The 24,063-nt window shown below is 59.7% G+C and carries 24 protein-coding genes; 9 read left to right on the forward strand and 15 right to left on the reverse strand.

What is annotated here, in order from left to right; translation table 11 throughout:
* Nucleotides 1-7 precede the first annotated feature (7 nt).
* The 3 genes from ACR0NT_RS18155 to ACR0NT_RS18165 all read left to right on the forward strand — a co-directional run bounded on the left by ACR0NT_RS18155 (nt 8) and on the right by ACR0NT_RS18165 (nt 3,540).
* A complete protein-coding gene (locus tag ACR0NT_RS18155) occupies nt 8-1,315 on the forward strand; it encodes a rhomboid family intramembrane serine protease (protein ID WP_170674943.1) in 1,308 nt (435 codons plus the stop codon).
* A gap of 9 nt (nt 1,316-1,324) precedes the next feature.
* Nucleotides 1,325-1,912, forward strand: a complete 588-nt coding sequence (locus tag ACR0NT_RS18160; RefSeq protein WP_170674944.1) for a hypothetical protein — start codon at nt 1,325-1,327, stop codon at nt 1,910-1,912.
* Between the two features lie 77 nt (nt 1,913-1,989).
* Entirely contained in the window at nt 1,990-3,540 is a 1,551-nt protein-coding gene (locus tag ACR0NT_RS18165; RefSeq protein WP_170448787.1) for a polyamine aminopropyltransferase, read from the forward strand.
* A 19-nt stretch (nt 3,541-3,559) separates the two neighbouring features.
* Here ACR0NT_RS18165 and ACR0NT_RS18170 read toward each other — a convergent pair whose 3' ends face one another.
* From ACR0NT_RS18170 to ACR0NT_RS18180, 3 genes are read right to left on the reverse strand one after another with little or no spacing between them, the layout of a single operon-like run.
* Nucleotides 3,560-3,985: a heme-binding protein gene (locus tag ACR0NT_RS18170; protein ID WP_170448789.1), complete on the reverse strand. Its 426-nt coding sequence runs from the start codon at nt 3,983-3,985 to the stop codon at nt 3,560-3,562.
* A 35-nt stretch (nt 3,986-4,020) separates the two neighbouring features.
* On the reverse strand, nt 4,021-4,476 hold the full coding sequence (locus tag ACR0NT_RS18175; RefSeq protein WP_170448792.1) for a MaoC family dehydratase: 456 nt from the start codon (nt 4,474-4,476) through the stop codon (nt 4,021-4,023).
* Complete coding sequence (locus ACR0NT_RS18180) at nt 4,473-5,489, reverse strand: aldo/keto reductase (protein WP_170448794.1); 1,017 nt, start codon at nt 5,487-5,489, stop codon at nt 4,473-4,475. The genes ACR0NT_RS18175 and ACR0NT_RS18180 overlap by 4 nt, the downstream gene beginning before the upstream one ends.
* Nucleotides 5,490-5,647: 158 nt before the next feature.
* On the opposite strand from ACR0NT_RS18180, the gene ACR0NT_RS18185 reads away from it, so the two are divergent.
* Genes ACR0NT_RS18185 through ACR0NT_RS18200 form a run of 4 tightly spaced genes read left to right on the forward strand, consistent with a single transcriptional unit; the run spans nt 5,648 to nt 9,582 of the window.
* Nucleotides 5,648-6,793 carry an acyl-CoA dehydrogenase family protein gene (locus ACR0NT_RS18185; RefSeq protein WP_170448796.1) on the forward strand — a complete coding sequence of 382 codons (1,146 nt, stop codon included), beginning with the start codon at nt 5,648-5,650 and terminating at the stop codon, nt 6,791-6,793.
* Nucleotides 6,790-7,560, forward strand: a complete 771-nt coding sequence (locus ACR0NT_RS18190) for a 3-ketoacyl-ACP reductase (protein ID WP_170448797.1) — start codon at nt 6,790-6,792, stop codon at nt 7,558-7,560. The genes ACR0NT_RS18185 and ACR0NT_RS18190 overlap by 4 nt, the downstream gene beginning before the upstream one ends.
* Before the next feature lie 9 nt (nt 7,561-7,569).
* Entirely contained in the window at nt 7,570-8,718 is a 1,149-nt protein-coding gene (locus ACR0NT_RS18195) for a dihydrodipicolinate synthase family protein (protein ID WP_170674946.1), read from the forward strand.
* Nucleotides 8,719-8,721: 3 nt separating this feature from the next.
* Nucleotides 8,722-9,582 carry a sugar phosphate isomerase/epimerase family protein gene (locus ACR0NT_RS18200; protein WP_170674948.1) on the forward strand — a complete coding sequence of 287 codons (861 nt, stop codon included), beginning with the start codon at nt 8,722-8,724 and terminating at the stop codon, nt 9,580-9,582.
* A 9-nt stretch (nt 9,583-9,591) separates the two neighbouring features.
* Here the strand turns inward: ACR0NT_RS18200 and ACR0NT_RS18205 are convergent, their stop codons facing one another.
* The 3 genes from ACR0NT_RS18205 to ACR0NT_RS18215 are packed head-to-tail and all read right to left on the reverse strand — an operon-like array spanning nt 9,592 to nt 12,272.
* Entirely contained in the window at nt 9,592-9,903 is a 312-nt protein-coding gene (locus tag ACR0NT_RS18205) for a Dabb family protein (RefSeq protein WP_170448804.1), read from the reverse strand.
* Between the two features lie 24 nt (nt 9,904-9,927).
* Nucleotides 9,928-10,692, reverse strand: coding sequence for an enoyl-CoA hydratase/isomerase family protein (locus ACR0NT_RS18210; RefSeq protein WP_170674979.1), 765 nt, complete (start codon nt 10,690-10,692; stop codon nt 9,928-9,930).
* Nucleotides 10,692-12,272: an acyl CoA:acetate/3-ketoacid CoA transferase gene (locus ACR0NT_RS18215; protein WP_170674950.1), complete on the reverse strand. Its 1,581-nt coding sequence runs from the start codon at nt 12,270-12,272 to the stop codon at nt 10,692-10,694. The genes ACR0NT_RS18210 and ACR0NT_RS18215 overlap by 1 nt, the downstream gene beginning before the upstream one ends.
* Nucleotides 12,273-12,416: 144 nt before the next feature.
* On the opposite strand from ACR0NT_RS18215, the gene ACR0NT_RS18220 reads away from it, so the two are divergent.
* The gene (locus ACR0NT_RS18220) at nt 12,417-13,235 is read left to right on the forward strand and encodes an aldo/keto reductase (RefSeq protein WP_170674952.1); all 819 of its coding nucleotides are present in this window, start codon (nt 12,417-12,419) and stop codon (nt 13,233-13,235) included.
* A gap of 74 nt (nt 13,236-13,309) precedes the next feature.
* On the opposite strand, the gene ACR0NT_RS18225 is transcribed toward ACR0NT_RS18220, so the two are convergent.
* The 9 genes from ACR0NT_RS18225 to ACR0NT_RS18265 all read right to left on the reverse strand — a co-directional run bounded on the left by ACR0NT_RS18225 (nt 13,310) and on the right by ACR0NT_RS18265 (nt 23,028).
* Nucleotides 13,310-14,911, reverse strand: a complete 1,602-nt coding sequence (locus ACR0NT_RS18225) for a GMC family oxidoreductase N-terminal domain-containing protein (protein WP_170674954.1) — start codon at nt 14,909-14,911, stop codon at nt 13,310-13,312.
* A complete protein-coding gene (locus ACR0NT_RS18230) occupies nt 14,911-16,413 on the reverse strand; it encodes an aldehyde dehydrogenase family protein (protein ID WP_170674956.1) in 1,503 nt (500 codons plus the stop codon). The genes ACR0NT_RS18225 and ACR0NT_RS18230 overlap by 1 nt, the downstream gene beginning before the upstream one ends.
* 60 nt (nt 16,414-16,473) lie before the next feature.
* Complete coding sequence (locus ACR0NT_RS18235; protein ID WP_170674958.1) at nt 16,474-16,773, reverse strand: putative quinol monooxygenase; 300 nt, start codon at nt 16,771-16,773, stop codon at nt 16,474-16,476.
* On the reverse strand, nt 16,773-17,342 hold the full coding sequence (locus tag ACR0NT_RS18240) for a flavodoxin family protein (protein ID WP_170674959.1): 570 nt from the start codon (nt 17,340-17,342) through the stop codon (nt 16,773-16,775). Before ACR0NT_RS18240 ends, ACR0NT_RS18235 begins: the two co-directional genes overlap by 1 nt.
* A gap of 18 nt (nt 17,343-17,360) precedes the next feature.
* Nucleotides 17,361-18,398, reverse strand: coding sequence for a zinc-dependent alcohol dehydrogenase (locus ACR0NT_RS18245; protein ID WP_480443467.1), 1,038 nt, complete (start codon nt 18,396-18,398; stop codon nt 17,361-17,363).
* Entirely contained in the window at nt 18,395-19,336 is a 942-nt protein-coding gene (locus tag ACR0NT_RS18250) for an ABC transporter permease (protein WP_170448819.1), read from the reverse strand. Before ACR0NT_RS18250 ends, ACR0NT_RS18245 begins: the two co-directional genes overlap by 4 nt.
* A 10-nt stretch (nt 19,337-19,346) precedes the next feature.
* Nucleotides 19,347-20,855, reverse strand: a complete 1,509-nt coding sequence (locus ACR0NT_RS18255) for a sugar ABC transporter ATP-binding protein (RefSeq protein ID WP_170448821.1) — start codon at nt 20,853-20,855, stop codon at nt 19,347-19,349.
* Between the two features lie 10 nt (nt 20,856-20,865).
* The gene (locus ACR0NT_RS18260) at nt 20,866-21,831 is read right to left on the reverse strand and encodes an ABC transporter permease (RefSeq protein ID WP_170448823.1); all 966 of its coding nucleotides are present in this window, start codon (nt 21,829-21,831) and stop codon (nt 20,866-20,868) included.
* Between the two features lie 90 nt (nt 21,832-21,921).
* On the reverse strand, nt 21,922-23,028 hold the full coding sequence (locus ACR0NT_RS18265; RefSeq protein WP_170448825.1) for a sugar ABC transporter substrate-binding protein: 1,107 nt from the start codon (nt 23,026-23,028) through the stop codon (nt 21,922-21,924).
* Nucleotides 23,029-23,279: 251 nt separating this feature from the next.
* On the opposite strand from ACR0NT_RS18265, the gene ACR0NT_RS18270 reads away from it, so the two are divergent.
* Nucleotides 23,280-23,939, forward strand: coding sequence for a TetR/AcrR family transcriptional regulator (locus ACR0NT_RS18270; RefSeq protein WP_170448827.1), 660 nt, complete (start codon nt 23,280-23,282; stop codon nt 23,937-23,939).
* Nucleotides 23,940-24,063 lie beyond the last annotated feature (124 nt).

The following is a 24,063-nucleotide window of genomic DNA, read 5'->3' on the forward strand; positions in this document are numbered from 1 at the left end:
AAGACGAATGGAAGAACTGCGCAGATGCCCGGTTACGATAGGCCTCATACTAAGCGCGATTGCGGGTTACGCATTGCTGGGTCCGGTCCGGTATTCCGGACCGATCGTGGATTTTCCCGATCATCTGCTGTTCATGTTTCGGCATGGCAATCTCAGTCACCTGACGCTCAATTGCCTGCTGATCCTTATCGGCGGGAGCTTGACCGAACCCGTTCTGGGCTGGCTCCGGACATTGGCGCTTGCCGCCTTGTTCGCCTTTGCTGGAACAACCGCCGAGCTGTTGTTGGCCGGACCGGGGTTTGTCGGCCTGTCGGGTGTTGCATACGGCCTGGTTTCCTATGGCCTGATCGTCGCAAGCCCGCCGGAACGGCGCGGCTGGACGCTGGCCTTGATCTGCATCGTTCTTGCGGCCGAGTGGCTGTTTCTGCGCCCTCAGATCGCTGTTTTCACCCATATCGCAAGCGCCTTGATCGGCGGAGGACTGGCTATGTTTAGCGCCCTTTTCGGCTCAGGCGGGCCCAAACTCAAACCTATGGAGTGGCGTCACGTGTCTTCTGCCATCCAGATCATCGCACAGACAGATGAGGATGACGCGACCGAGGCGGAAAGCAAGTTCGTGGACGACGGGACGGACAACATGTTCGTCCTGCAGGACAAAGGCAACGTGATTGGGCTGATCGGCTACTGCCTGGACGAGGATGTGCCGGACGTTGCCTGGCTGTCCTGGACCTATCTGGATCAGGCCCATACCGGAAAGGGCCTGGGCAACCTGATGCTGAACGACCTGCTGGGCAAGCTGGCGCAGTTGCAGGTTCGCAAGATCTTCATCGAAACCAGCGACTATGAAGAGTTTGGCAAGAAACTCTATGCCGCCGCGCATAAACTCTATGAAGAGTTTGGTGCCTCGGTCGAATTGACAGTGCCCGGATATCACGGCCCGAACGAGGCCAAGATCGTCTATGGGCTGGAAAACCCCGAGGCACCCGAAATCCTGCCTGCGGACCCTTCTCCGAATACCGGCCTGTCGATCTTCGAGGTTCACAAAGCCCCCGAAACCGACGACGTGGCGGGCCTGCGCTGGCGCGAAACCAACACCGGGCTGAGCGGTCTGGATCAACAGCTTTCGCTGGCACGCACCCAGAAATACCGCATGGCCGTTCTGGCCATCCCATCCGACCTGTCCGACGCCAATGCGGCGGACCTGCAAGCGCAGGGTCTGCAAAAATGCGGTGAACTCAAAGAGTTCTACGGCAAAGGCCTGCATCAGACCTGGTGGCGCTGCGAACTTGAAAAAACACAGTTTGAAAATCCATAGGAGTATTCAATGTTTGGCAAACTGAAAACGATCGTCATTGTGGGCGTTCTGGGCTTTGCGGCCTATTCGTATTTCCTAGCCCCGAAATCGGAACAGACTGCCGATCTCGGGCAGGTTCTGGACCGCACGGAATTCGCCATCATCCAATATCAAGAGTATCTTGAGGCCAACAGCATCGCCGAAGCCTCTGACGCGCAAGTGGATGAATTCACCGGCTATCTGACGCAGGTGATGAATTCGGAACCGCGTTTTTATGACACTCCTCTGGGTCTGGAAATTCTGTCCGACGCCAAGTTTTCGGGCTATGCCGATCCGAACACAAACGGCGTCCGCGACACGGGTGAGGGTGAGATTTTCACCATCGAGATCGACGAGGCCAACAACCGCCTGATCGCCACCGACACCACCGGTCAGTCCGCTGGCCTGCGGTTCTCGGGTGCGGGCTTTCTGGCCGGTGCGCTGATTGGCAACCTGATCGGGCGCCAGCGTTCGGCTGGTATCTCCGCCTCCAGCTTCAACAACCGCACGGTGACTCCGCGTACCAGCTATTCGGCCCCGCGCAGTGCCCGCTCGGGCGGTTTGCGCGCCGGTAAGTAAGCGCTGCGCACGCATCACACCCCACTAAGGCCCGGCGCAATAATCGCGCCGGGCTTTCCAGTTTCCCGGATACTTGCATGACCGACACTTTGACACCGCGCTACTCAGACCTGCCGCGTCGGCAGGCAATGGTTCTGCTGGGCGCAATCCTGGTTGTTGCCCTGTGTGGCATTGTCTACGAACTGATCATTGGGACGGTGTCCAGCTACCTGCTGGGCAATTCAGTCTATCAGTTCTCGCTGACCATCGGGTTTTTCATGTTCGCCATGGGGGTCGGGTCCTATGTATCCCGCTTTTTCCACGGCAACCTGATCCAGACATTCATCTGGGTCGAGCTGATTCTGGCGCTAATCGGCGGCCTGTGCAGCGTATCGCTGTTCATGCTGTTTCCCTATGCGCCGTGGTTCTACACGGTCGGCATGTTCACCTTCATCTCGTCGATCGGGTTTCTGGTCGGGCTGGAAATACCGCTGCTGATGCGGGTTTTGTCGGAAAGCAGCACCACGCGGGAATCCATCGCCGATGTGCTTTCGCTGGATTATATCGGCGCGCTTGGCGGATCGGTTCTGTTTCCCATCCTGCTGCTGCCGTCCCTTGGGCTGATCTCATCCTCGTTCGCCATCGGCCTGACCAACGCCATGGTCGCCCTGCTCAGCGTTCTGTGTTTACGCGACCAGCTGGACGCGCCCAAAAGGATGCTGGCCTGCGCAATTGGGACCATTGTCCTGCTGTTTGCGCTGACTTTGTTGGCAGGGCGTATCACCGCCTTTGCGCAGGACCATCTGTATTTTGACCGCATCGTCTGGCGCAAACAGTCGCAATACCAGTCACTTGTGGTCACCAATACCTGGAAAAAGAACGACGTGCGCCTCTATATCGATGGCCACCTGCAATTTGCCGAAGCGGATGAATACCGCTATCACGAAGCGCTGGTCCACCCCGTTCTGTCCTGGGGTGACAATGATCCGAAATCCGTTCTGGTGCTGGGCGGAGGTGACGGGCTTGCTGTACGCGAGGTTCTGAAACACCCAAGCGTGTCACGCATCGATCTGGTCGACCTTGATCCCGCGATGACCGATCTGGGGCGCAATCTGGCCCCCATCGCCCGCCTGAACGAACACAGCATGGAGGCGTCGGCGCTGAACATCCACAACACCGACGCGTTCAACTATGTGAAATCCACCGACCAGACCTACGACCGGATCATCATCGACTTCCCCGATCCCCATAACGAAGCGCTGTCAAAACTCTATTCGGTCGAGTTCTACGCCATGGTCCAGAGCATTCTGTCCGAGGATGGGGTGCTGGTCACGCAAAGCAGCTCGCCCTTCTTTTCGCCCCACACCTATTGGACGATTTCCGAGACCTTGTCCGAGATTTTCCCGCAGGTCGTGAATTATCAGATGTCGATCCCTTCATTCGGGATCTGGGGATACAATCTTGCAGCCAATGATCCGACCTCGACGCTGGGCGATCTGCCCGAAGGTCTGAAGTTCGTAACCCCTGAGGTCTTCGCAGCCGCCCAGGTGTTCTCCGAGGATTTGCGGCCCAAGCGTGAATTGACCGTCAACTCGATCTTTGATCCGGGCATCTATCACGAATATTCGCGCGACGTATCCGGCTATTGAGGTAAAACCGCGCCGCGCATCACACGGTCAGACCAATTGACCGAACCCCAGCCTCGGCACACAGAATGTCGTCAGGACCAGCGGCGCCGGACACTCCGATCGCACCGATCAGCTGGCCGTCTTCCAGAATAGGCATCCCGCCATCCCAGGCACATAGGTTGGGACGGTTGGACAAACCCAGTTGCAACGCGGGCGCCGACAACATGCGTTCTGCAAAGGCGCGTGTGGTTTTGCCCAAAACGGCGGTTCTGGCCTTGTCGAGCGCAAAGTCAGCCACCGCTGCCGGGGTACCATCCATGCGCCCCGCAGCAACCATGTGACCGCTGGGGTCAACAACAACGGCCGCAACCTGCCACCCGTTCTCAGCGGCGTGAGCCAGGGCCTCCTGCACCGCCGCGTTTGCAGCACCCTGCGAGATGAAGCGTTTGGTGAATGAAACAGACATGTCTTTCCCTTGATCCTGGAGTTTTGCAGCTTTGATCACAGGTCGAAGATCAACTCATTCGTGCCCTGTTGCACCCGTTGACCTTCCTGATTGAAAACGTCGAACCGGAAGGCCACGATTCCGCGCCGACCGGATGAGGTTTCGCGTTTTGAAACGACATGCAGTTCAGCCCGGATCGTATCCCCGGCAAAAACCGGCTGTTCGAACCGCCAGTTCCACCCCAGCGATGCCAGCCCGTCAGGCCGTGCATCGGACTGAAACTTAAGCCCGTCCACCACCGACAGGACCAGCAGCCCATGCGCCACCCGCGCCTTGTAGCCAAGCTGTCGGGCCACATCGTCATCCAGATGCAGCGGGTATTTGTCGCCGGTCAGGTCGGCAAAGTCCGAAATCCGGTCCGCCGTTATTTCGGCAGACCCGGTTTTCATCACATCCCCGATCTGCAGGTCGTGATAGCCATAGACGCCTGCAGTCAGAGGGTCAGCGGTCATTCCGGAACCGGAGCGTCTTCGCGCAGCAGACCCTTGGTTTTCAGGTCCGCCCAGAACTCGGCCGGGATGTCATGGCTGAACCAGTTCAGGTTCTGATCCAACTGCTCGACCGTACGGGTGCCCGCCATGAAGGTTGGTACCGCCGGGTGCGCGACCACGAACTGCAGCGCGGCGGCGGGCAGGGGCACGTTGTATTCGGCACAGACGGCTTCGATCTTGCTGACCTTGTCCATGATGTCGGCAGGGGCCGGAGCGTAGTTGTACTTGGCCCCTTCTTTCGCACCCGTCGCCAGAATGCCTGAGTTGAAGCCGCCGCCGACCACAACTGCGGCGCCGCGCTCTTCGCAGAGCGGCAGGAACTTGTCCAAAGCGTCCTGTTCCAGCAACGTATAGCGCCCGGCCAGAAGGAAGCAGTCAAAGTCTCGCTGCTCAAGTGCAGCGTGGCACACTTCCCATTCGTTGACGCCGACACCGATGGCTTTGACGACACCTTGATCACGCAGGCTCTCCAGCGCTTTCCAGGCTTCGTCCATGGCTTGCTTGAACACTTCGGGTTGCTCCGCGCCGCGCGTGAACACGTCGATATCGTGGATAAAGCAGATATCCATATGTTCCAGCGCCATACGTTGCAGGCTGTCTTCGAATGACCGCATGATCCCGTCATAGCTATAGTCGAAATGCATCGTGAAGGGTGCGGCATTGGTCCAGGGCTCGAAATTGATGTCCTGACGGCGCGCGGGTTTCAGAACCCGGCCGACCTTGGACGACAGGATGAAATCACCCCGGTCCTTCCAGCGCAGGCTGTGCCCCGTCCGCATTTCAGACAGGCCGTGCCCGTACATCGGGGCGGTGTCGAAATACCGAACGCCCCTGTCCCAAGCGTGCTGGATCATCGCGTCCGACGTTGCCTCGTCAATCTCGCGAAAGATGTTGCCAATCGGCGCAGTGCCAAAGCCAAAGGCGGATACGTTCAGATCCACCCGGCCAAACTTGTTCAGTGTGTTCGGATTCATGCAAGCCTCCCAAATGCAAACCGGATCGCCGATATTTGCGCAGTTATTAAGTAACTATTTGGTTATTTAACTCATATGGCGAAACCGATCAACCCACTTGACGAACCGCCCCGGCGACGCGTATTAGTAACTGATTAGTTACATTACGGGGCGCTACGATGTTTCTGACCGAAACCCACCTTCAGGTTCGCGATATGACCCGGCAGTTCGCCGAGGACGTCATTCGCCCTGCCGCCGAGGAACTGGATCGCGACTCGCGTTTTCCAACCGAAATCTATGACCAGATGGCCGAACTGGGCCTGTTCGGCATCGGCGTACCCGAGGAACTTGGCGGGCCAGGCTTCGACACGGTTACCTACGCGCTGGTGATGGAGGAGCTGTCGCGTGGCTATGCCTCGATTGCCGATCAATGCGGATTGCTGGAATTGGTCACGACCCTGCTGGTGCGCCACGGAACGCCGGAACAGCAAGGCAAGTGGCTGGGGAATCTTCTGGCCGCCAAGCTACGCCCGGCCTATTGCATCACCGAACCCGAAGCCGGCACCGATGTGTCGGGCATTCGCACGACGGCGGTGCGTGACGGCGACGGCTGGGTGCTGAACGGTGGCAAGATCTGGATTCACAATGCCCCGGTCGCTGATGTGGGCTTTGTTCTGGCCCGCACCGACCCAGCGGCCGGGCATCGTGGCATGTCGATTTTCATGGTCGATCTGCACGCCGACGGCGTCACCCGCGGCCCCAAAGAGATCAAGATGGGCCAACGCGCCAGCCAGGTTGGCCCGCTGTCTTTCGATGACGTCCGCCTGCCGGCCGATGCCCTGCTGGGCACCGAAGGGCGCGGCTTTCACATGATGATGAGCGTTCTGGACAAGGGCCGCGTCGGTATCGCCGCACTGGCGGTTGGCATAGGTCAAGCGGGACTTGAGGCCGCAACGGATTATGCCCAACAGCGCAAACAGTTCGGCAAGCCCATCGCGGATTTTCAGGGGGTCCAATGGCTGCTGGCCGACATTGCCAAGGATGTCGAGGCCGCCCGCCTTCTGGTCCATTCCGCCGCCTACAAGATCGACACCGGTCAGGACGCCACCAAAGCCTGCTCGATGGCCAAGTGCTTTGCGGGGGACATGGCGGTGCAGCGGTCCTCGGACGCGGTGCAGGTCTTTGGCGGGTCTGGCTATATTCGCGGGTTCGAGGTCGAGCGCCTGTATCGCGACGCCAAGATCACCCAGATTTACGAAGGCACCAACCAGATTCAGCGCATGATCATTGCCCGTGAACTCTTGGCAAAAGGGGCTGCCGCATGAGCCGCCCCGCAGCACTTGTGACCGGGTCCTCTCGCGGGATCGGGCTGGCGGCAGCCGTGGCTCTGGCACGCGAAGGCTTTGCCATTGCCGTAAATGGCCCCCAGATGGACGATGAACTGCAGGGCGCGCTGGACACCATCCGCGCCCTAGGCGTTCCGGCGGTGGCGGCGGCCTTTGATGTCTCTGAAATCGACACGCATGACGCCCAACTGGCCGCGGTTGAAACCGACATCGGCCCGTTGACAACGCTGGTGAACAACGCAGGCGTGGGCGTGATGCAACGCGGCGATCTGCTGGACGTTACCGAGGCCAGCTATGACCGCTGCATGGCCGTCAACACCAAGGCGATGTTCTTTCTGTCGCAAGCCTTTGCCAAGCGGCTTGTGGCCCGCGACCGCGATCCCGAGCTGTTTCACAGCATCGTCAACGTGACGTCGTCGAATGCGGTGGCGGTGGCCGTTCCCCGCGCCGAGTACTGCGCATCCAAGGCGGCGGCGGCGATGATCTCGAAAACCTTCGCCGTGCGTCTGGGGCAGGAAAACATCGCTGTCTATGATGTGCAGCCCGGCCTGATCGCCACCGACATGACCGCCCCGGTGATTGAAATGTACGACCAACGTGCCAAGGACGGGCTGACCCTGTTCCCCCGCGTCGGCCAGCCCGAGGATATAGGCCGGATCATCGCTTCTCTGGCCAGCGGCAAACTTCCCTACACAACCGGTCAGGCCATCTCGGCCGATGCCGGTATGCTTGTTCCCCGTTTCTGAGGTGTTTCGATGAAAATTCAGCTGCCCGATACCACCGGAAAACTGCATGATTACGCGCTGATCGGCACCCCGGTTCAGCCTTCGAAACTGACCCCGAACTCGGCCCGGATTCTGTATTCGGCCGCCCATGTGGTGGCGGACCCGTTTGGTGATCACGACCCGACCGGCCCGGCCCATGTGGATTGGGGTAAGACCATGGAATTCCGCCACTATCTGGCAGGCATGGGCATGGGCATTGCCGAGGCGATGGACACCGCACAGCGCGGTATGGGGCTGGACTGGACCGGCGCGCTGGAGCTGATCCGGCGCACCAAGGAAGAGCTGCCCGACGCGCTGGTCGGCAATGGCTGCGGCACGGATCATCTGGACCCCGCGGACGCCAAATCGCTGGACGACGTGCGCCGCGCCTATCTTGAGCAGGTCGAGGCAATCCAGAAACTGGGCGGGCGCATCATCTTGATGGCCTCGCGCGCATTGGCGAAGGTGGCAACCGGGCCGGACGACTATATCTCGGTCTACAATGACGTGTTGGACGCCTGTGATGAGCCTGTCATTCTGCACTGGCTGGGCGAAATGTTTGACCCTCAATTAGCCGGTTACTGGGGTGCCGACAATTTCGAAGACGCGTTGGAAACCGTGCTGTCGATCATCGGCGCCAATGTGGACAAGGTGGACGGCATCAAAATCTCGCTTCTGGACGCCGAGAAAGAGGTGATCATGCGCCGCCGTCTGCCCGAAGGCGTCCGCATGTATACGGGCGACGACTTCAACTACCCCGAACTGATCGAAGGCGACGATCTGGGCCACTCGCATGCGCTGCTGGGGATATTTGACCCCCTCGCCCCGGCAGCGGCCTATGCGGTCAGCAAGCTGAGCGAAGGGGACGCCAAGACCTTCCGCGCAACGCTGGACCCGACGGTCCCGCTGGCCCGCCATATCTTCCGTGCGCCAACGCAGTACTACAAAACCGGGGTGGTGTTCCTGGCCTGGCTGAACGGGTTTCAGGACCATTTCATCATGCTGAACGGCGCGCAGGCGACACGGTCCCTGCCCTATTTCACCGATTGCTTTAAAATGGCCGATGAATGCGGGCTGCTGCGCGATCCCGATCTGGCGATTGAGCGGATGGGGCATATGCTGAAACTCCACGGGGTCTGAGCTTTGCGCGATTTCTCGAACGACCATTCCGCGCTGGCGCTGAACACGGCGACGCTGGGCCACAATCTTGATGGCTACGGCGCGGGGTGGAGCCCAGAGCAGGTGATCGACGCCTGCGCGGCACGGGGATATGGCGGGATCACCTTCTGGCGGCGCGAGCTGGACGGGCGCGCGGCGCAGATTGGCCAGCGTGTTTGCGCCGCCGGGATGCAGGTTGTGGGCCTGTGCCGCACGCCGTTCCTGACCGGGCCACTTGCCTTGCCGTCGGATCAAGCAATCATGGACGATTTTCACCTGTCCATCGATCAGGCCGCGGCGCTGGAAACCCAGGTTCTGACCATCGTGACCGGCGGACCTGAACCGGGAACCAAAGGCGTTCTGGAAAGCCAGAAAATCCTCGCGGACCGCGTGGCGCGCGCCGCCCCGTACGCGGCTGAGCGCGGCGTGAAACTGGCCCTTGAGCCGCTGAACCCCGCGACCGCCGGTAACCGCACCTGCCTGATGACCGCCGCGGATGCGTTGAATGTCTGTGATGTGGTTGGCGCGGACAATGTGGGTGTCGCGATCGATGTCTACCATGTCTGGTGGGATACAACGCTGGCCGACACCCTTTCGACCCGAGCAAAGGGACGCGTTTATGGCTATCACCTGTGCGATTGGCTGGCTGATACGTCGGATATTCTGCTGGACCGAGGGATGATGGGCGACGGCGTTGCCGATCTGCATGCGCTGCGCGCAGCCGTGGAAGATGCCGGCTATGATGGCTTGTGCGAGGTCGAAATCTTCTCGGCTGAAAACTGGTGGAAACGGGACCCGAATGAGGTTCTGGACGTGATCGTGGATCGCTTCAGAACCTGTTGTTAGACCCCGCGATCAGACCTCGATATCGCAGACAAACACGCCATCCACACCGCCCACGGTCTTCGCAACGATCCGGCCGCCGATCTCCTGATGGGTCGGATCGACCAGATAGGCATCGCGCACCGCCGCGTCGCGGAAATCGAACCAGAACATGTCGTTGAAATCGCGCACAAGATCGGTTTCGACGGACACGTTCCTGCGGCTCTGGAAATCGAGAATGCCGTCGATATGACCTTTCAGACCTTCCAGATCCTTGAAAAGCGCAGACTTCTCAACCTCGGAAACATCGCTTTCAAAGCGCAGATGCACCAGATGACGTATCATTTCATTCTTCCTTCCCAGAGACGTTTACCAGAAATCTGCCTTTTTGCGGCCTTTGAATGCGGCCAGACCGACCTGTAGCTCGGGCTGCGCAGCGGCAACCCAGCCCGCCAGTGATTCAAACACCCGCTCACTCTCTTCGCCTTCGGCGGCGTTGATCAGCATTTTCACCAGCTCGGTCGCGACCGGCCCGCGATGGCGCATCCGCTTGGCCAGTTCCGTTGCCGCCGCAAGGCCCTGCCCTTTTTCAGTGACCTGATCGACCAGACCTGCGGCCAGCGCATCGCTTGCGGAAAACTCCTCGCCAAATATTGCCATACGCCGCACCAGTTGCGAGCCGAAACGGCGCACTGTGCGCTGTGTCCCGGACCAGCCGGGGATGATCCCGAGCGCAGGCTCCGGCTGCCCGATACGGATATGCGATTCCGCAATGCGGTAATCGGCACAGGCCGCCAGTTCCAGCCCGCCGCCCAGAACATGGCCGTTCAATACCGCGATCATCGGCTGACGCAGACGGGCCAGCGCATCCAATGCCTGATGCCCATCGCGCAGCCAGTGACGCCCAAAGCCGTCCGCCGACCGTGCGGCCCAGGCATCAATATCGCCACCGGCGCAAAAGGCTTTGCCAGCCCCCGTCAGGATCACCACATGCGCCTCTTCGGCATGTTCGATCTGGCGGCACAGCGCAATCAGATCGTCCATCATCTTCTCGGTCAGCGCGTTCAGCCGCTCGGGACGGTCAAGCGTCAGGCGGGCAATCCCGTCGCTGATATCCAGCTGGAAATGGTCCATCACGCGGCAGACAGGTCCAGACCCATAAGCACCGGATCAAACAGGGCCGCATCCATGGTTTTCAGATCATCCGACACCAGCAAAGGCGTTGCCGCCTGATCCAGAACGTCCCGCTGCACGTCCAGACCGGGCGCAATTTCGGTGACCATCAACCCTTGATCCGTCAGCTTGATCACGCAGCGTTCGGTCACATAGGTTACGTCCTGCCCTTGCGCCTTTGCGCGCTTGCCCGAGAAGGAAATCTGATCGACTTCATCCACGAATTTGGCAACCTTGCCCTCTTGCAGGATTTTCACTTGCCCATTTTCAATCGTCATCTTGGCCCCGGCGTTGAAATTGCCCGAAAACACGATCTTGCGGGCTCGCGCCGTGATATCGACAAAACCGCCCGCCCCCGCCGTTCGGTGCGGAATGGCCGACAGGCGCGAGACATTGACCGACCCGTTCTTGTCAACTTCGAGGAAGGACAAGAGCGAGGCATCAAACCCGCCCGCCTGGAAATAGCAAAACTGGTGCGGCGAGGGTACGAAAGCCTCGGCATTGGCGGAACAACCGAACTTGAAGTCCAACAGCGGCACGCCGCCCACGGCCCCCTGTTCGATCATCCATGTGACCGAACCATGAAGCCCCTCCTCGACCAGAATGCGGGGCACATTGGCCGAGATGCCAAAGCCGATATTGACCGCCCAGCCGTCCTTCAGTTCCATGGCCACACGGCGCGCGATCACCTTACCGACATTGAATTCCGCCGTACGGAAGCTTTCGATCGGGCGTGTCAGCTCACCCGAAATCGCCGGGTCATATTCGGTGGCCGTGGTTTGCAACTGGTCCGGCGCCTCAACGATGGCATCAACTAGAATGCCCGGCACATGCACGTCATGCGGACGGATGCTGCCCGCTGCGGCAACGCGCTTGGCCTGTGCGATGACCACTCCGCCATTGTTTCGCGCCGCCAGCGCCATTTCCATCGCACCAAGGTAGGCACCTTCGTGCTCAAAGCTCAGGTTGCCTTTTTCGTCAGCCGTGGTTGCACGGATGATCGCGACATTGGGGGCCATGGACTTGAAGTAAAGCCAATCGTCGCCCTCGAACTCCATACGTTTGACGATGGGCTCGGCGCGCGCGGCGTCATTCATGGCACAGCCCTCGATATCGGGATCTACAAAAGTATCCATGCCCACCTTTGTCAGAACGCCCGGCCGCTTGGCCGCCGCTTCGCGCAGCATGTCGAAGATAATTCCCGATGGCACGTTATAGGCGCGGACCTGTTCGGCGGTGATCATCTGCCACACCAATGGGGGTTCTGCCTTGCTGGGACCAGACGGGTACGATCCTCCGATGATCCGGGTCAGAAGCCCTGGCTTGGCGATATGATCCACCCCTTTGGTGCCGAACATGTCACCGGCTGCAATTGGGTGAATCGTCGTCAGGTCCCGCGGCGCACCTTCGTCGTCAAACCGTTCACCAAGACCCCTGAGAACCGCGTCCGGACAGCACAGGCCGCTTGACGAATTCACCGCAACGGTCGCCCCGTCAGGAACAAGATTTGCTGCTTCGCGCGCCGTCATCTGCTTGGTCATGCGGTCCCCACAAAAGTAACTAACTGGTTATATCTTTATGCCGCGAGGGACCGCGAAAATCAACAGGAATCCGCAGATCGCGGGAATTGACCTGAAACTAAGTAACCATTAAGTTACTTTAGGGATTGCTTCGGGAGAACTACCGTGAACATTTACTTTCAAAAAACCAATCAACGCACTTTCGGCACATTTCCCCTGACCGGGGACGAGCTTCGCGACGCGATGAAAGTTGCGGCCGAGGTTGGGTACCGTTCGTTCGATACCGCGCAAATGTATGAAAATGAAAAGGAAACCGGCGACGCCCTGGCCGAGATCGGTTTCGAACGGGATGAGATCTGCGTAACCACGAAGGTTCACCCCGACAATTTCACCGACGAGGCCTTTCTGCCTTCGGTCGAGGAAAGCCTGAAAAAACTGCAGCTGGACTACGTCGATGTCCTGTTGCTGCACTGGCCGCCGATCGGCGAAGATATCGCCCCGTCGCTGAAACTGCTGGAACAGGCCCATGCCAAGGGGCTGGCCAAGAATATCGGCGTGTCGAATTATACCGCCCAGATGATGCGCGACGCGGTCAAGATCATCGATACGCCGCTGGTCACCAATCAGGTCGAATTCCACCCGCTGCTCAACCAGGACACTCTGCTGGCAGCGGCGGCGGAAACCGGCATTCCCCTGTCGTCCTATTGCTCGGTCGCACGCGGCGAGGTCTTCAAACACTCGATTTTTGACGAGATCGGCAAGACCTATGGCAAAACAGCGGGCCAGGTCGTTCTGCGCTGGATTCTGCAAAAGGGCGTTTCGATCAACACCATGTCGACCAAACGCGCCAATATCGACGCGAATTTCGATGTTATGGATTTCACCCTGTCCAGCAGCGACATGGCCCGGATTGATGCCAAAACCCACACCGGTTACCGGATCGTTGGTGAAGACCTGGTACCCTGGGCACCCAAGTGGGATTGAATGAAAAAGGCGGTACCACTTAAGGTACCGCCTTTTTACCGGGAAAACCCCTGAGCCATTGAGAGCCGGGAGGTTCAGTGATTGCCCCGGATCATGTCCGATGCCTTCTCCGCCATCATGATCGTCGGTGCGTTGGTGTTTGATCCGATCAGGCTGGGCATGGCCGAGCTGTCACAAATCCGCAACCCATCGATCCCCCGGACACGCATCTGCGGGTCAACCACCGCCATTTCATCCACGCCCATCTTGCAGGTACAGGTCGGGTGATATGAGGTCCGGCCATATTGCCGTGCATAGGCCTCGTAATCGGCCTGCGTTTTCACACTGTCATCGGGGAAACGAATCTGGCGGATGTATTTCTGCAGGCTTTTCTGCCGGAAGATCTCGACGCTGTGCTTGACCCCTTCGACCGAGACCTTCAGATCATCCGGGTGGCCGAGGAAATTGGGATCGACCAGCGGCATGTCCTCAACCCGGTTTGACCGCAGCCGCACGGTTCCACGTGCCTTGGGACGCAGGGTGTAAGAGTTCAGGGTGATACCGGAACTGCCTTTGGGGACGCTCGGCACCCCGGCCTCGGCCCCTGCACCGGCCAGGAAATGGAACTGCAGGTCCGGAGCAGGCTGGGCGCTGTCCGCATACCAGAACGCGCCCCCTTCGACGACATTCGACGCCACCGGGCCCGAGCCGAACAGGTAATATTGCATACCGGCCCAGACCGCCCAGTGTGGCTTGTTGTACTTGTCCAGACTGTGATGGCCGTTCAATTCAGCCACGATGTCGATACCGAAATGGTCATTCAGGTTTTCGCCGACACCCGGCAGGTCCTGCTGGACCTCGATTCCATGCTCGCGCAAATGCGCAGCCGGCCCGATGCCTGACAGCAGCATCAGCTTGGGCGTCCCAATCGCGCCCGAGGTCACCAGAACCTCTTGATCAGCGCCCGCCCTGCGCATCTGTCCGCCCTGATCGTATTCGACGCCGGTGGCCCGGCCGCCCTCGATCACCACGCGATGCACCTGGCATCCGGTTTCCAAGGTCAGGTTCGGGCGCGACAGGGCCGGTTTCAGATATCCCACTGCCGCCGAACAGCGTTTCGCGTTCCACGTGGTCGTCTGATAAACCCCGGCACCTTCCTGAACCGGGCCGTTAAAATCCGGGTTGTACGGAATACCCGCTTCCTGGCACGAGCGCACGAAGGCCCGTGTCATTTTCTGCGGGGCGTCAAGGTTGGACACTCCCAGCGGCCCTTCCGTTCCGTGCCAATCGCCGGACAGGATGGCGTTGCGTTCGGACCGGACGAAGTATTTCTGGATGTCCTTGAACGCCCAGCCCTCGCAGCCTTCCTCATTGGCCCAGCGGTCGTAATCGATGGGATTGCCACGGGTGAACACCTCGGCGTTGATCGAGCTGCCACCACCGATCACCCGGCCCTGCGCATAGGGAATCTCGCGGTTTTTGGCGTTGACCTGCGGGACGGTGGTAAAGCCCCATGTGTGAGGGCCATCGGTCATCTTGGCAAAGCCCACCGGCATGTGGATCAATGGATGACTGTCCTTGCCGCCCGCCTCAAGCAGCAGCACCCTGACCGCGCTGTCTTCGGTCAGGCGGTTGGCTAGAACGCATCCGGCCGAGCCACCGCCGACGATGATATAGTCATATCCGGATTCAGCCATCACTCCACCCAATGCGATCGCTTGCCGATCTCAACATGGATCGACTTGATCTGCGTGTATTCCTCGACACCATGCATCCCGGCCTCACGACCCCAGCCCGAGGCCTTGAACCCGCCAATCGGCAGCTCGGGTCCACCGGCCAGAGTTGTGTTCACCCAGAACCGTCCGGCCTGAACGCGACGAGAGATGGTCAGCGCCTTGTCGATATTCTTGGTCCAGACACTGGCCGCCAGACCGTATTCGGTATCGTTGGCAATCGAGATCGCCTCGTCAATCGTGTCAAACGGGATGACCGCCAGAACAGGCCCGAAAATCTCTTCCCGCGCAATCGCCATGTCATTGGTCACGTTCGTGAACACGACCGGATCAATATACTGCCCGCCCGAGATTTCGGGCGTGGTGCCGCCGGTCAGCAGGGTCGCGCCCTCGTCTTGACCCTTGGCGATGTAGGACAGGATCGTCCGGTTTTGCGCGTCGGTGGTGATGGCTCCGGCCTGTGTGCGTTCGTCCAGCGGATCACCTACGCGCACTTTGCGCAGCTTGTCGGCGACCATTTCGGCGAACTTGTCCGCCACCGAGCGTTCCACCAGCAGCCGCGCACCCGATACGCAACACTGACCGGTGTTGAACGCGATGCCAAAGGCAACACCGTCGGCAGCATCCTCCAGATCCGCATCTGCGAAGACGATCTGAGGGTTCTTGCCGCCCAGCTCCAGCCCAAGCTTCTTGAAATTGCTCTGCCCCGCCGCTGCTACGACCGAGCGCCCCACGGCGGTCGAGCCGGTGAAGGACAGCATGTCCACATCCATGTGTTCTGCCAGTTTCTGACCGATCACGCTGCCCGCCCCGGTGACCACGTTGAACACCCCATCCGGCAGCCCGGCCTCGGACAGGATTTCGGCCAGCATCAGGGTGGTGGCGCTGGTGACCTCAGAGGGTTTGGCGACAATCGTACAGCCCGAGGCCAGGATATAAGGCACCCGCTCGCACAGGATCAGAAACGGGAAATTCCACGGGGTGATCAGCCCGACAACACCAACCGGTTCGCGGGTCACGATACCCATCGCGCCGTCACCGCTGTTGTTGAAACTGTCCCCGTGCAGCGCCCGCGCCAGACCCGATGCAAATTCGAACATACCGACACAGCCGCTGACCTCGGCCCGCGCCTGCGCGATGGGCTTGCCGTTTTCCAGCGTTTCCCAATAGGCGATCTCGTCCGTGCGCTGGCGGATCAGCTCCGCCGCTTTCAGCAGCACCGCACCCCGGTCTGCCCCTGACAGGCCACACCAACGACGGTCATCAAACGCCCTGCGCGCCGAGGCCACCACGGCGTTCAAGTCCTCTTCTGTGCAGCGCGGAATTCGGGTGACAGGGACACCATGTCCGGGCGAAGCCCGTTCAAACACGTCGCGATCCCCGGCGGGCACCCAGTTGCCATCCATGAAGAACCCGAACGTGCGCGGTTCGGAAGGCGGGGTCAGTATGTGGCTGGATTTGTCCATGTGATCCTCTCTGCCGCGTTCGCCCCCCAAGCAAGCACCTGGGCGAGCAAACTGCGATGTTCAGTCGTCTGCGGATGTCATCATGCGCACAACCAGGGGAGTGGCTTGCATCGCCTCCATCCTGGGGGCCCACTCTCCGAACCAATCCTGCGCCAGATGCACATCAAGGTGATCCTTGCTGCTCCAGACTTCGACAATTGTCATTTTGTTCGGGGCATCGGTGGATTGCCAAAGCTCGTATTGCTCACACCCGTCTTCGCTTCGCGATCGGGCGATAAACTCGGCTTTGAACATTTCGACGAAGGCCTCTGCCTTGTCGGGTTTGACATCCAGTTCAACCAGCAAACGTGCTTTTGCCATCAGTCCGCAAGCTCCCAGAATCGTTGATAATTCGCGTCGAGAGGATGAAGTTCTTTGCGACCATCCATGTAGTAGCCCACCCATTCCGCCAACCGCTGCCCGGCACGGCGACACGCTTCGATGGCGTGCTCGGCGCGGGGTTCGCCGGCAAAGACTGCGCCGTAATGCAAGCTTTCCTTCTTGGCGACATAGTCAGTGATTCCGAACACAAAGTAGCCCATGTTCATCATCATGATGCTCAGCGACTGACAGGTCAGTTCGCCCCCGCCACCGAGCGACCCGGCCGAGGTGAAGGGAACCGCGAATTTTCCGTCGGTCTTGAACCAGATTTCAGGCGTCCGATCATCCCACCACTTCTTCATCCGCCATGAGATTCCGCCCAGATGTGTCGGGCAGCCAATCGCGATCCCATCGGCCCAGAAGACATCTTCGGTTGTCGCGTCCTCCACGAATTTCACGCGGATTTCCATGTCCTCGACCCGCTCGACACCCTCTTTCACATATGGCACGGCGAGTTCGGTAAACCGTCTGTCGCTTTCGCTGTCATAGATGATCAGAATTTTACCCATTTGATACTTCCCCTAATGTTAAGGTCTTATTTGTATTTGCGTTTTCAGATCCTGCGGCCGCTTTGCATGTGTGTCGAAAGCGGTTTGAATGCCCTGCAAGCGGAAGGTTTTTCCGGTAAAGCGTTCGGTCGCGATGCGGCCATGGCTCAACAGCGTCAGCGCGTCGTGCATATCCTGCCCCATCCCCGCGACCGAGCCTTTGATCGAGTTCTCCTGCAGAATGGTTTGCAGAATATCGACCGGCAGGGTTTCCCCGGCGCCGGTGATACCGAAAGCCGCAATATGCCCGCCTTTGCGGATCAGACGAGCAGCCTGCTGGTAAAGCATCGGCAGACCGACGCTTTCGATCACAACGTCTGCGCCGCGCCCGTCGGTGTGTTTCAGAACTGTCTCTTCCAACTGCGCCGGATCGGTCACGCCCACATCTGCGCCAGCCTCCAGCGCCATCCGCACCCGGTCTTCAGACACATCCGCCACGATAATCGGGGCGGCCCCGATTGTGCGTAGCAATTGCACGTGCAGATTGCCGATCGGTCCCGCGCCCAGCACCACGACGGACTGGCCAAAGGTGATATTGGCCTTGCGGGCGCAGCGCACAACGCAGGCCAGTGGCTCGGTCAGCGCCAGAACTTCAGGTGGGGTATCCTGCGGAGCCGGGATCACCAGCCGCGCGGGAACGCAGATGTATTCGGCAAAAGCTCCATCCCTGGTGATCCCCATCTGCTGCATCTCGGGGCAGTTCAAGATCTCGTTTCGCCTGCACCAGTAGCAGGTGCCACAGCCGATATTCATATCGACAACCACCGGCGCACCGACGGTCAGGCCCGAGACGCCCCCGCCCAGTTCAGAGATGGTCCCGGTGAATTCGTGCCCCGGGATCATCGGCAGGTTTTCCGCCGCGTAGTGGCCGTTGAAAATATGGATATCCGTGCCACAGATACCGACCCGTGAAATGCGCACCTGAACCTCGTCCCTGCCGGGTTCTGGGCGGGGAACATCCCGCACGTCGAACTGGCCGGGTTTCACGAGGACCGCGGCTTTCATGGTGTCGGTCATTTCACGACCCTCAGCTTGGTCCGGTCGATGGTCAGGGCAATCGCCGCAATCAGGATCAGGCCGAACACCATCTGCTGCTGGGTCGCATCGACTTCGAAATACAGCATCGAGGACCGGATCACCGCGACGATCAGCGTGCCGATCAGCGTATTGATGACCCCGCCCACGCCGCCGGTCAGCGGGGTACCCCCGACCAGAACCGCGACGATTGCAGGCAGCAGGAACCCGTTCGCCAGTGTGGGAGAACCACCGGAGAGTTTTATCGAGAACAGCAAGCCCGCAATCGCCGCCAGTCCGCCGGACAACGCAAATGCCATGATCTTGATCCGATTGACGTTCAGCCCCGAGGCGACAGCCGCAGGTTCCCCCGCACCAACCGCCTTGAGCGCGCGCCCGAAGGTTGTCCGCGACTGCAGGAACCATGCAGCCAGAACCAGAACGGCGGCGATAATCAGCTCGGTTGGCAGCCCGGCGACCGAGCCGGTCGTCCAGCCAAAGGTCGAATCCCGCAGGGTGGCATCCATGAACAGGGCGCGCTGGCCCGACATGTATTGCGCCGCGGAAAAGGCGATACCGCCAACCGCCAGCGTCGAGATGAAGGACGGCACGTAAAGCCGCGTCGTCACGTAGCCCGAGATACTGCCCAGCACCACACCCGACAGGATGCACAGCAGCGCCGCACCGATGCCAAAGGTCGGCAAGGCAATGGTCGCGACCACGGTGGTCATGTTGGCGATGGACTGCGCCGACAGATCGATACCGCCGATATAGATCGCAAAGGTCATCCCCAGCGCCATGATGAACAGCGGCACAATGTCGGCCATCATCGAGATCAGGTTCGCCGGCCGCAGAAAGTTGGAATCCGCCGCGCCGACGACCAGCACCAGCACCAGCAGGGTGATCCAGGGCAGATGGGGTTTGATACGTTCAAAACTCATGGATCAGGCCTCAGATCATGTGGTGGACAAGGTCATAAAGCGACGGCTTGTCCCCCGGGCTGCAATCGAAACGTTTCTGTTCGACACCGTCCTTGAGAACGATGATCGTGTGGCTGAGGCCGATGGCCTCTTCCAGCGTGTCGGCGACCAGGACGATGCCGACGCCGTCATCCGACATCTCGCGCACCATGTCATAGACGTCTTCCTTGGCGCCTATATCCAATCCACGCGTCGGGTGATCCAGCAGGATGATGTCGGACCCGGCCGAGCGCCATTTGGCCAGCACCACCTTTTGCTGGTTGCCGCCCGACAGCCCGCCGCAATCCTTGTAGACATCCGGCGTCTTGATCGCCAAACGGTCGATCCACTGTTTGGCCAGCGATTTTTCCTCGCCAATACGCAGCACGCCCGAGTTGGCGTAATTCCCCATCTGGCTGAGCGTCATGTTCTCGTAGACATTCATCCCGGCCACGATGCCTTCGACCTTGCGTTCACGCGGGATGTACCCCACGCCGTCCGCCACTCCGGCCTGGGCGTTGAACTTGCCGACGGTTTGCCCCTTGAGCGCGACTCTGCCAGCGGAGGGCGTTTCCAGGCCGAAAATCGTGCGCAGAATCGCCTCACGCCCGGACCCTTCGGTGCCAACCAGACACAGAACCTCACCGGGACGCAGCTCGAATGAGATATTCGCGTATTTGCCGGCCACGGACACGTCGCTGAAGGCAACCAGCGGCTGTGCCTCGGTCTGATAAGGTTTCTGCTTCTGCTCGCGGTAATATTCCTTGTCGACGTCGCGCCCGACCATTTTGTGCTGGATGGCATCCACCTCGGCGTCGTCATGGGCGACGACATCGACAATCTCGCCATCCTTCATCACATAGATGCGGTCGGACAGGTCCAGAACCTCGTCCATACGGTGGCTGACAAAGATGAACGAGGCGCGGTTGGTCAGTTCACGCACAAGGCTGAACAGCAGTTCGACCTCTTCCTTCGCCAATACTGAGGTCGGCTCGTCCAGCAGGATCACCAGATCACCGTCGATCCGCTCCTCCAGCGTCAGCACCTTGGCCAGCTCGACCAGCTGGCGCTGCGCAAAGGACAGTTTCGAGGTGGTCATGGCCGGGTCGATATCCAGCTTGACCTTGGCCAGCTGCTTGCGCGCGGCCTCGGCCATGGCTTTCCAGTTGATCACCCCATAGCTGACGAATTGCTGCTCGAACCCCAGAAAGATGTTTTCCATCACGGTCAGGTTGGTGATCAGGGATTGCTCCTGAAACACCATGCCGATGCCGTGATCCATCGCCTGGCGCGGGTTCTGAAACCGGACTTTGGTGCCGTCGATGGTGATGTCGCCGCCATCAGGCTGATAGGCGCCATAGATCACCTTCATCAGGGTGGATTTACCGGCGCCGTTTTCGCCAACGAGGCCCACGATCTCACCCCGTCCGATCTTGAAATCCACGGATTTCAGCGCGTGGACGCCGGGGAATTTCTTGTCGACATTGATCAGTTCGTACATCTGCCCGCCCCTATTTCACGAAGGTTACGGATTTGCGGTCGGTCGACAGAACCACCGCAGCGATGACCAGCACGCCCAGAACGCCGTCCTGCACGTAGCCGGGCAGCCCGATCACAACCATGCCGTTGTTGATGACATTTACGATCAACACCCCGATCAGCGTGTTCCACACGCCGCCGATCCCGCCCCACAGCGCGGTGCCGCCAACCACGACCGAGGTGATCGACACGAACATGAAATTCGACCCCGTCGCAGTTTCGGCAATCCCGATCCGGCCAACCGCCAGCAGCGCACCAACGGCATAGAAGACACCGGCCAGCGCAAACCCCATAATCCGCACGCGGTTGACGTTCAGACCCGAAGCGTGGGCCAGTTCCTCACCACCGCCAACCGCGTAGAAGTTGCGGCCCAGCGTGGTGCGCGACTGGATGAACCAGGCGATCAGCAGGAACAGCAGCGCGACATAGCACATGATCGGAAACCCGAACCAACGCTCGGTCAGCAGCGACCGGAACAGGTCATCCTCGACCCTGATCCGGTCACCGCCGGTCAGCAGCAGGGCAAAACCGGTGCCCACAAACCCCATCGCCAACGAGGCCATGAATGAGGGGATTTTCAGCAAGACATGCACAAGCCCGTTCACCAGCCCGATGGCCGCGCCCACCAGCAAGGCCAGCGGAATGGCCAGCCAGGCCCACGACGCCAGCGTTCCACCCAAACCGATAAAGGCAAAGGCAAAAACCACGGCACAGACCGACACGGTGCCTTCCATCGACAGGTCAATCGACCCCATGATGATGATGAAGGTGACACCGATAGCCACCATCAGCGCCGGCGCGGACGAGATCCCGATGCGGGCAAAATTGCGCAGCGAAAAGAAACGGGGCTCCATCGCTGTGAAAAACAGGACCAGAACCAAAAGGACGATCAGGGGCGCCCATTTGATCAGCACATCCCGTGTCAGCACATTGCTCACGTGCTTCCTCCCACTGAGTGAATTGGCGGGGTCGCGTTCGCCGCAGACCCTAGTGAGCAGGCCGGTTCAGGGACCGGCCTGCAGGCACCGTTATTTGTACTGAATCTGGCCGTTCGACGTGGACCAGAAATCCTTCCAGTCATAGACCGGAGCACTGTCCAGATACTGCGCCTTGAACGCCTGCGCATCTTCGGGGCGGACCATGATGGTCGGACCATAGAACTCGCGGTGTTCATTCGGCTCTTCCGACGGCTTGAAGTGGCCAGTGGCCGCGTAATAGGCCAATGCCGCCGTGATGCCGCCACCCCAATGGGGGTTGGTAAAGACGGTGGCCAGGATTTTGCCCTCGCCGACCAGTTCAACCGCCTGCGGGTTGCCGTCATAGGACACGATCGGCATGTCTTCGATCCCTTCGGCCCGCAGCGCTTCGAGCACACCGTAAGCAATGGTGTCGTTGGCGCAGTGGACACCTTTGATCTCGTCACCGTACCGGGTGAGGAAGGCGCTCATGACCTGGTTGGCCTTTTGCGTATCCCAGTCCGCAGGTTCCGCAGCCAGCAGTTCCGCGTCAGGGTAGTCCAGCAATGCGGTTTTCAAACCGGCCAGACGCTCGATGGCCGGATTGTTCGATGCGATACCGCCCAGATGAACGACACCGCCGGAACCGCCCATGGCGTCCAGCAGAATACGCGCGGTCTGTTCCGCCGGGCCTTCGTCGGACCAGCTCATGTGGCTGACATAGTGATCGCCGAAATCCCAAGGGTGCAAGTCGTCAGTCTTGTTCCACAGAGTCGACACATATGCGCCCGCCTCCACGCAGGATTCGACAACCGGACGCGCGTTGGGCGCGTCATTGGTGTCGATGGCCAGCGCCAGCTCGCCATTGGTCTTGGACAGCAGCGCCTTGACGTCGGCCAGCGACTTTTCCGACGAACCTTCGTTGATCAGGTGTGTCAGGAAATCCTTGGGCTTGCCGAGGCTTTCTACAAAGGCCTCACCACCCGAAACGATTTCATTCCAATAGGGGTTCGTCCGGTTGCGATACGACCAGGCAACGGTCGGGTCGGTGATCGCCGCACGCGCCATGCCACCCAGCATGGTAGAGATCGCTGCACCGCCTACGCCATAGGCAGATGCCAGCAGCAGGTTACGACGGGTTATCGTCTCTTGTTCGATGTATTTCTTGATGAATGACATGACGTCCTCCCTTTTCCATCAGCACATGGGATCAAAGGCGTTCGCGTGTCGACCCCTCCCCGGCGACGATCCCGCACAGCGGCACTCTACGCCATTAATGCACTAACTAGTTACTTCTTTACGAAACGATGTGTCAAGCGTTAAGACTAGGAAAGGAAAGGTCTGAATTGGCGGCTGGCACGGAACAGTTGAAGAACCTCGGCCATTTGTGTGAAATGCTCTGACCAGAATTGCTGCGCCGGGACAGCTACATGACAAGGGAGGCGGCTGTGGTCGAAAAGACGACAACCAAGAAAAAAAGAGATGCCGAAGCGACCAAGGCGCGCATCCTGCAGGCCGCGAAGAAGGAATTTGCCAAACACGGATTGGGCGGCGCGCGGGTCGACGAAATCGCCGAACGCGCCAACGCCAACAAACGCATGTTATACCATTATTTCGGCAGCAAAGAGGGGCTGTTCCAAACGGTACTGGAAGCAGCCTATCTCGATATCCGAAGCGCCGAACGCAAGCTGAAACTCGAATCCCTGTCGCCTTCGGACGCCCTGGAATCTCTGGTGCGGTTCACATGGAAATACTACCTGAAGAACCCCGAGTTCATCACTCTGGTCAACAGCGAGAACCTGCACCGCGCCCGCCATATCAAATCGCTGTCCAGCCTGCCTGAAACGACCCGCGGGCTGGTCGAGATGGTCGAAGACATTCTCAGACGCGGCGAAGAAAGCGGAGAATTCCGCCCCGGCATTGATGCGACCCAGCTCAATATCACCATCGCTGCTATCGGTTATTACTACCTGACCAACCGGTTTACCGGGTCCTACCTGTTTCAACGCGACATGATGGAGGAAAAGGCCTTGAACGAGCGTCTGGACTTTAACGTCGAAAGCATCATGCGAATCGTCCGCAAGGATTAGGCGCGCGCCAATCTGCGGCGTGTTTTTATCGTTGTGTCTAGGTGATTTTAGTTTGTGCTGACGGTGCTGGTTGTGGTTGTGCTGTTTGAGGAACCGCCGCCGCCTGCGGCTGCGAGGCCTGCGG

The organism is Ruegeria sp. AB10, assembly GCF_056542745.1.

Coding starts and splice junctions, on each gene's coding strand:
- ACR0NT_RS18155 (WP_170674943.1), top strand. CDS start 8: ATGGAAGAACTGCGCAGATGCCCGGTTACGATAGGCCTCATACTAAGC.
- ACR0NT_RS18160 (WP_170674944.1), top strand. CDS start 1,325: ATGTTTGGCAAACTGAAAACGATCGTCATTGTGGGCGTTCTGGGCTTT.
- ACR0NT_RS18165 (WP_170448787.1), top strand. CDS start 1,990: ATGACCGACACTTTGACACCGCGCTACTCAGACCTGCCGCGTCGGCAG.
- ACR0NT_RS18170 (WP_170448789.1), bottom strand. CDS start 3,985: ATGTCTGTTTCATTCACCAAACGCTTCATCTCGCAGGGTGCTGCAAAC.
- ACR0NT_RS18175 (WP_170448792.1), bottom strand. CDS start 4,476: ATGACCGCTGACCCTCTGACTGCAGGCGTCTATGGCTATCACGACCTG.
- ACR0NT_RS18180 (WP_170448794.1), bottom strand. CDS start 5,489: ATGAATCCGAACACACTGAACAAGTTTGGCCGGGTGGATCTGAACGTA.
- ACR0NT_RS18185 (WP_170448796.1), top strand. CDS start 5,648: ATGTTTCTGACCGAAACCCACCTTCAGGTTCGCGATATGACCCGGCAG.
- ACR0NT_RS18190 (WP_170448797.1), top strand. CDS start 6,790: ATGAGCCGCCCCGCAGCACTTGTGACCGGGTCCTCTCGCGGGATCGGG.
- ACR0NT_RS18195 (WP_170674946.1), top strand. CDS start 7,570: ATGAAAATTCAGCTGCCCGATACCACCGGAAAACTGCATGATTACGCG.
- ACR0NT_RS18205 (WP_170448804.1), bottom strand. CDS start 9,903: ATGATACGTCATCTGGTGCATCTGCGCTTTGAAAGCGATGTTTCCGAG.
- ACR0NT_RS18210 (WP_170674979.1), bottom strand. CDS start 10,692: ATGGACCATTTCCAGCTGGATATCAGCGACGGGATTGCCCGCCTGACG.
- ACR0NT_RS18215 (WP_170674950.1), bottom strand. CDS start 12,272: ATGACCAAGCAGATGACGGCGCGCGAAGCAGCAAATCTTGTTCCTGAC.
- ACR0NT_RS18225 (WP_170674954.1), bottom strand. CDS start 14,911: ATGGCTGAATCCGGATATGACTATATCATCGTCGGCGGTGGCTCGGCC.
- ACR0NT_RS18230 (WP_170674956.1), bottom strand. CDS start 16,413: ATGGACAAATCCAGCCACATACTGACCCCGCCTTCCGAACCGCGCACG.
- ACR0NT_RS18235 (WP_170674958.1), bottom strand. CDS start 16,773: ATGGCAAAAGCACGTTTGCTGGTTGAACTGGATGTCAAACCCGACAAG.
- ACR0NT_RS18240 (WP_170674959.1), bottom strand. CDS start 17,342: ATGGGTAAAATTCTGATCATCTATGACAGCGAAAGCGACAGACGGTTT.
- ACR0NT_RS18245 (WP_480443467.1), bottom strand. CDS start 18,398: ATGACCGACACCATGAAAGCCGCGGTCCTCGTGAAACCCGGCCAGTTC.
- ACR0NT_RS18250 (WP_170448819.1), bottom strand. CDS start 19,336: ATGAGTTTTGAACGTATCAAACCCCATCTGCCCTGGATCACCCTGCTG.
- ACR0NT_RS18255 (WP_170448821.1), bottom strand. CDS start 20,855: ATGTACGAACTGATCAATGTCGACAAGAAATTCCCCGGCGTCCACGCG.
- ACR0NT_RS18265 (WP_170448825.1), bottom strand. CDS start 23,028: ATGTCATTCATCAAGAAATACATCGAACAAGAGACGATAACCCGTCGT.
- ACR0NT_RS18270 (WP_170448827.1), top strand. CDS start 23,280: ATGACAAGGGAGGCGGCTGTGGTCGAAAAGACGACAACCAAGAAAAAA.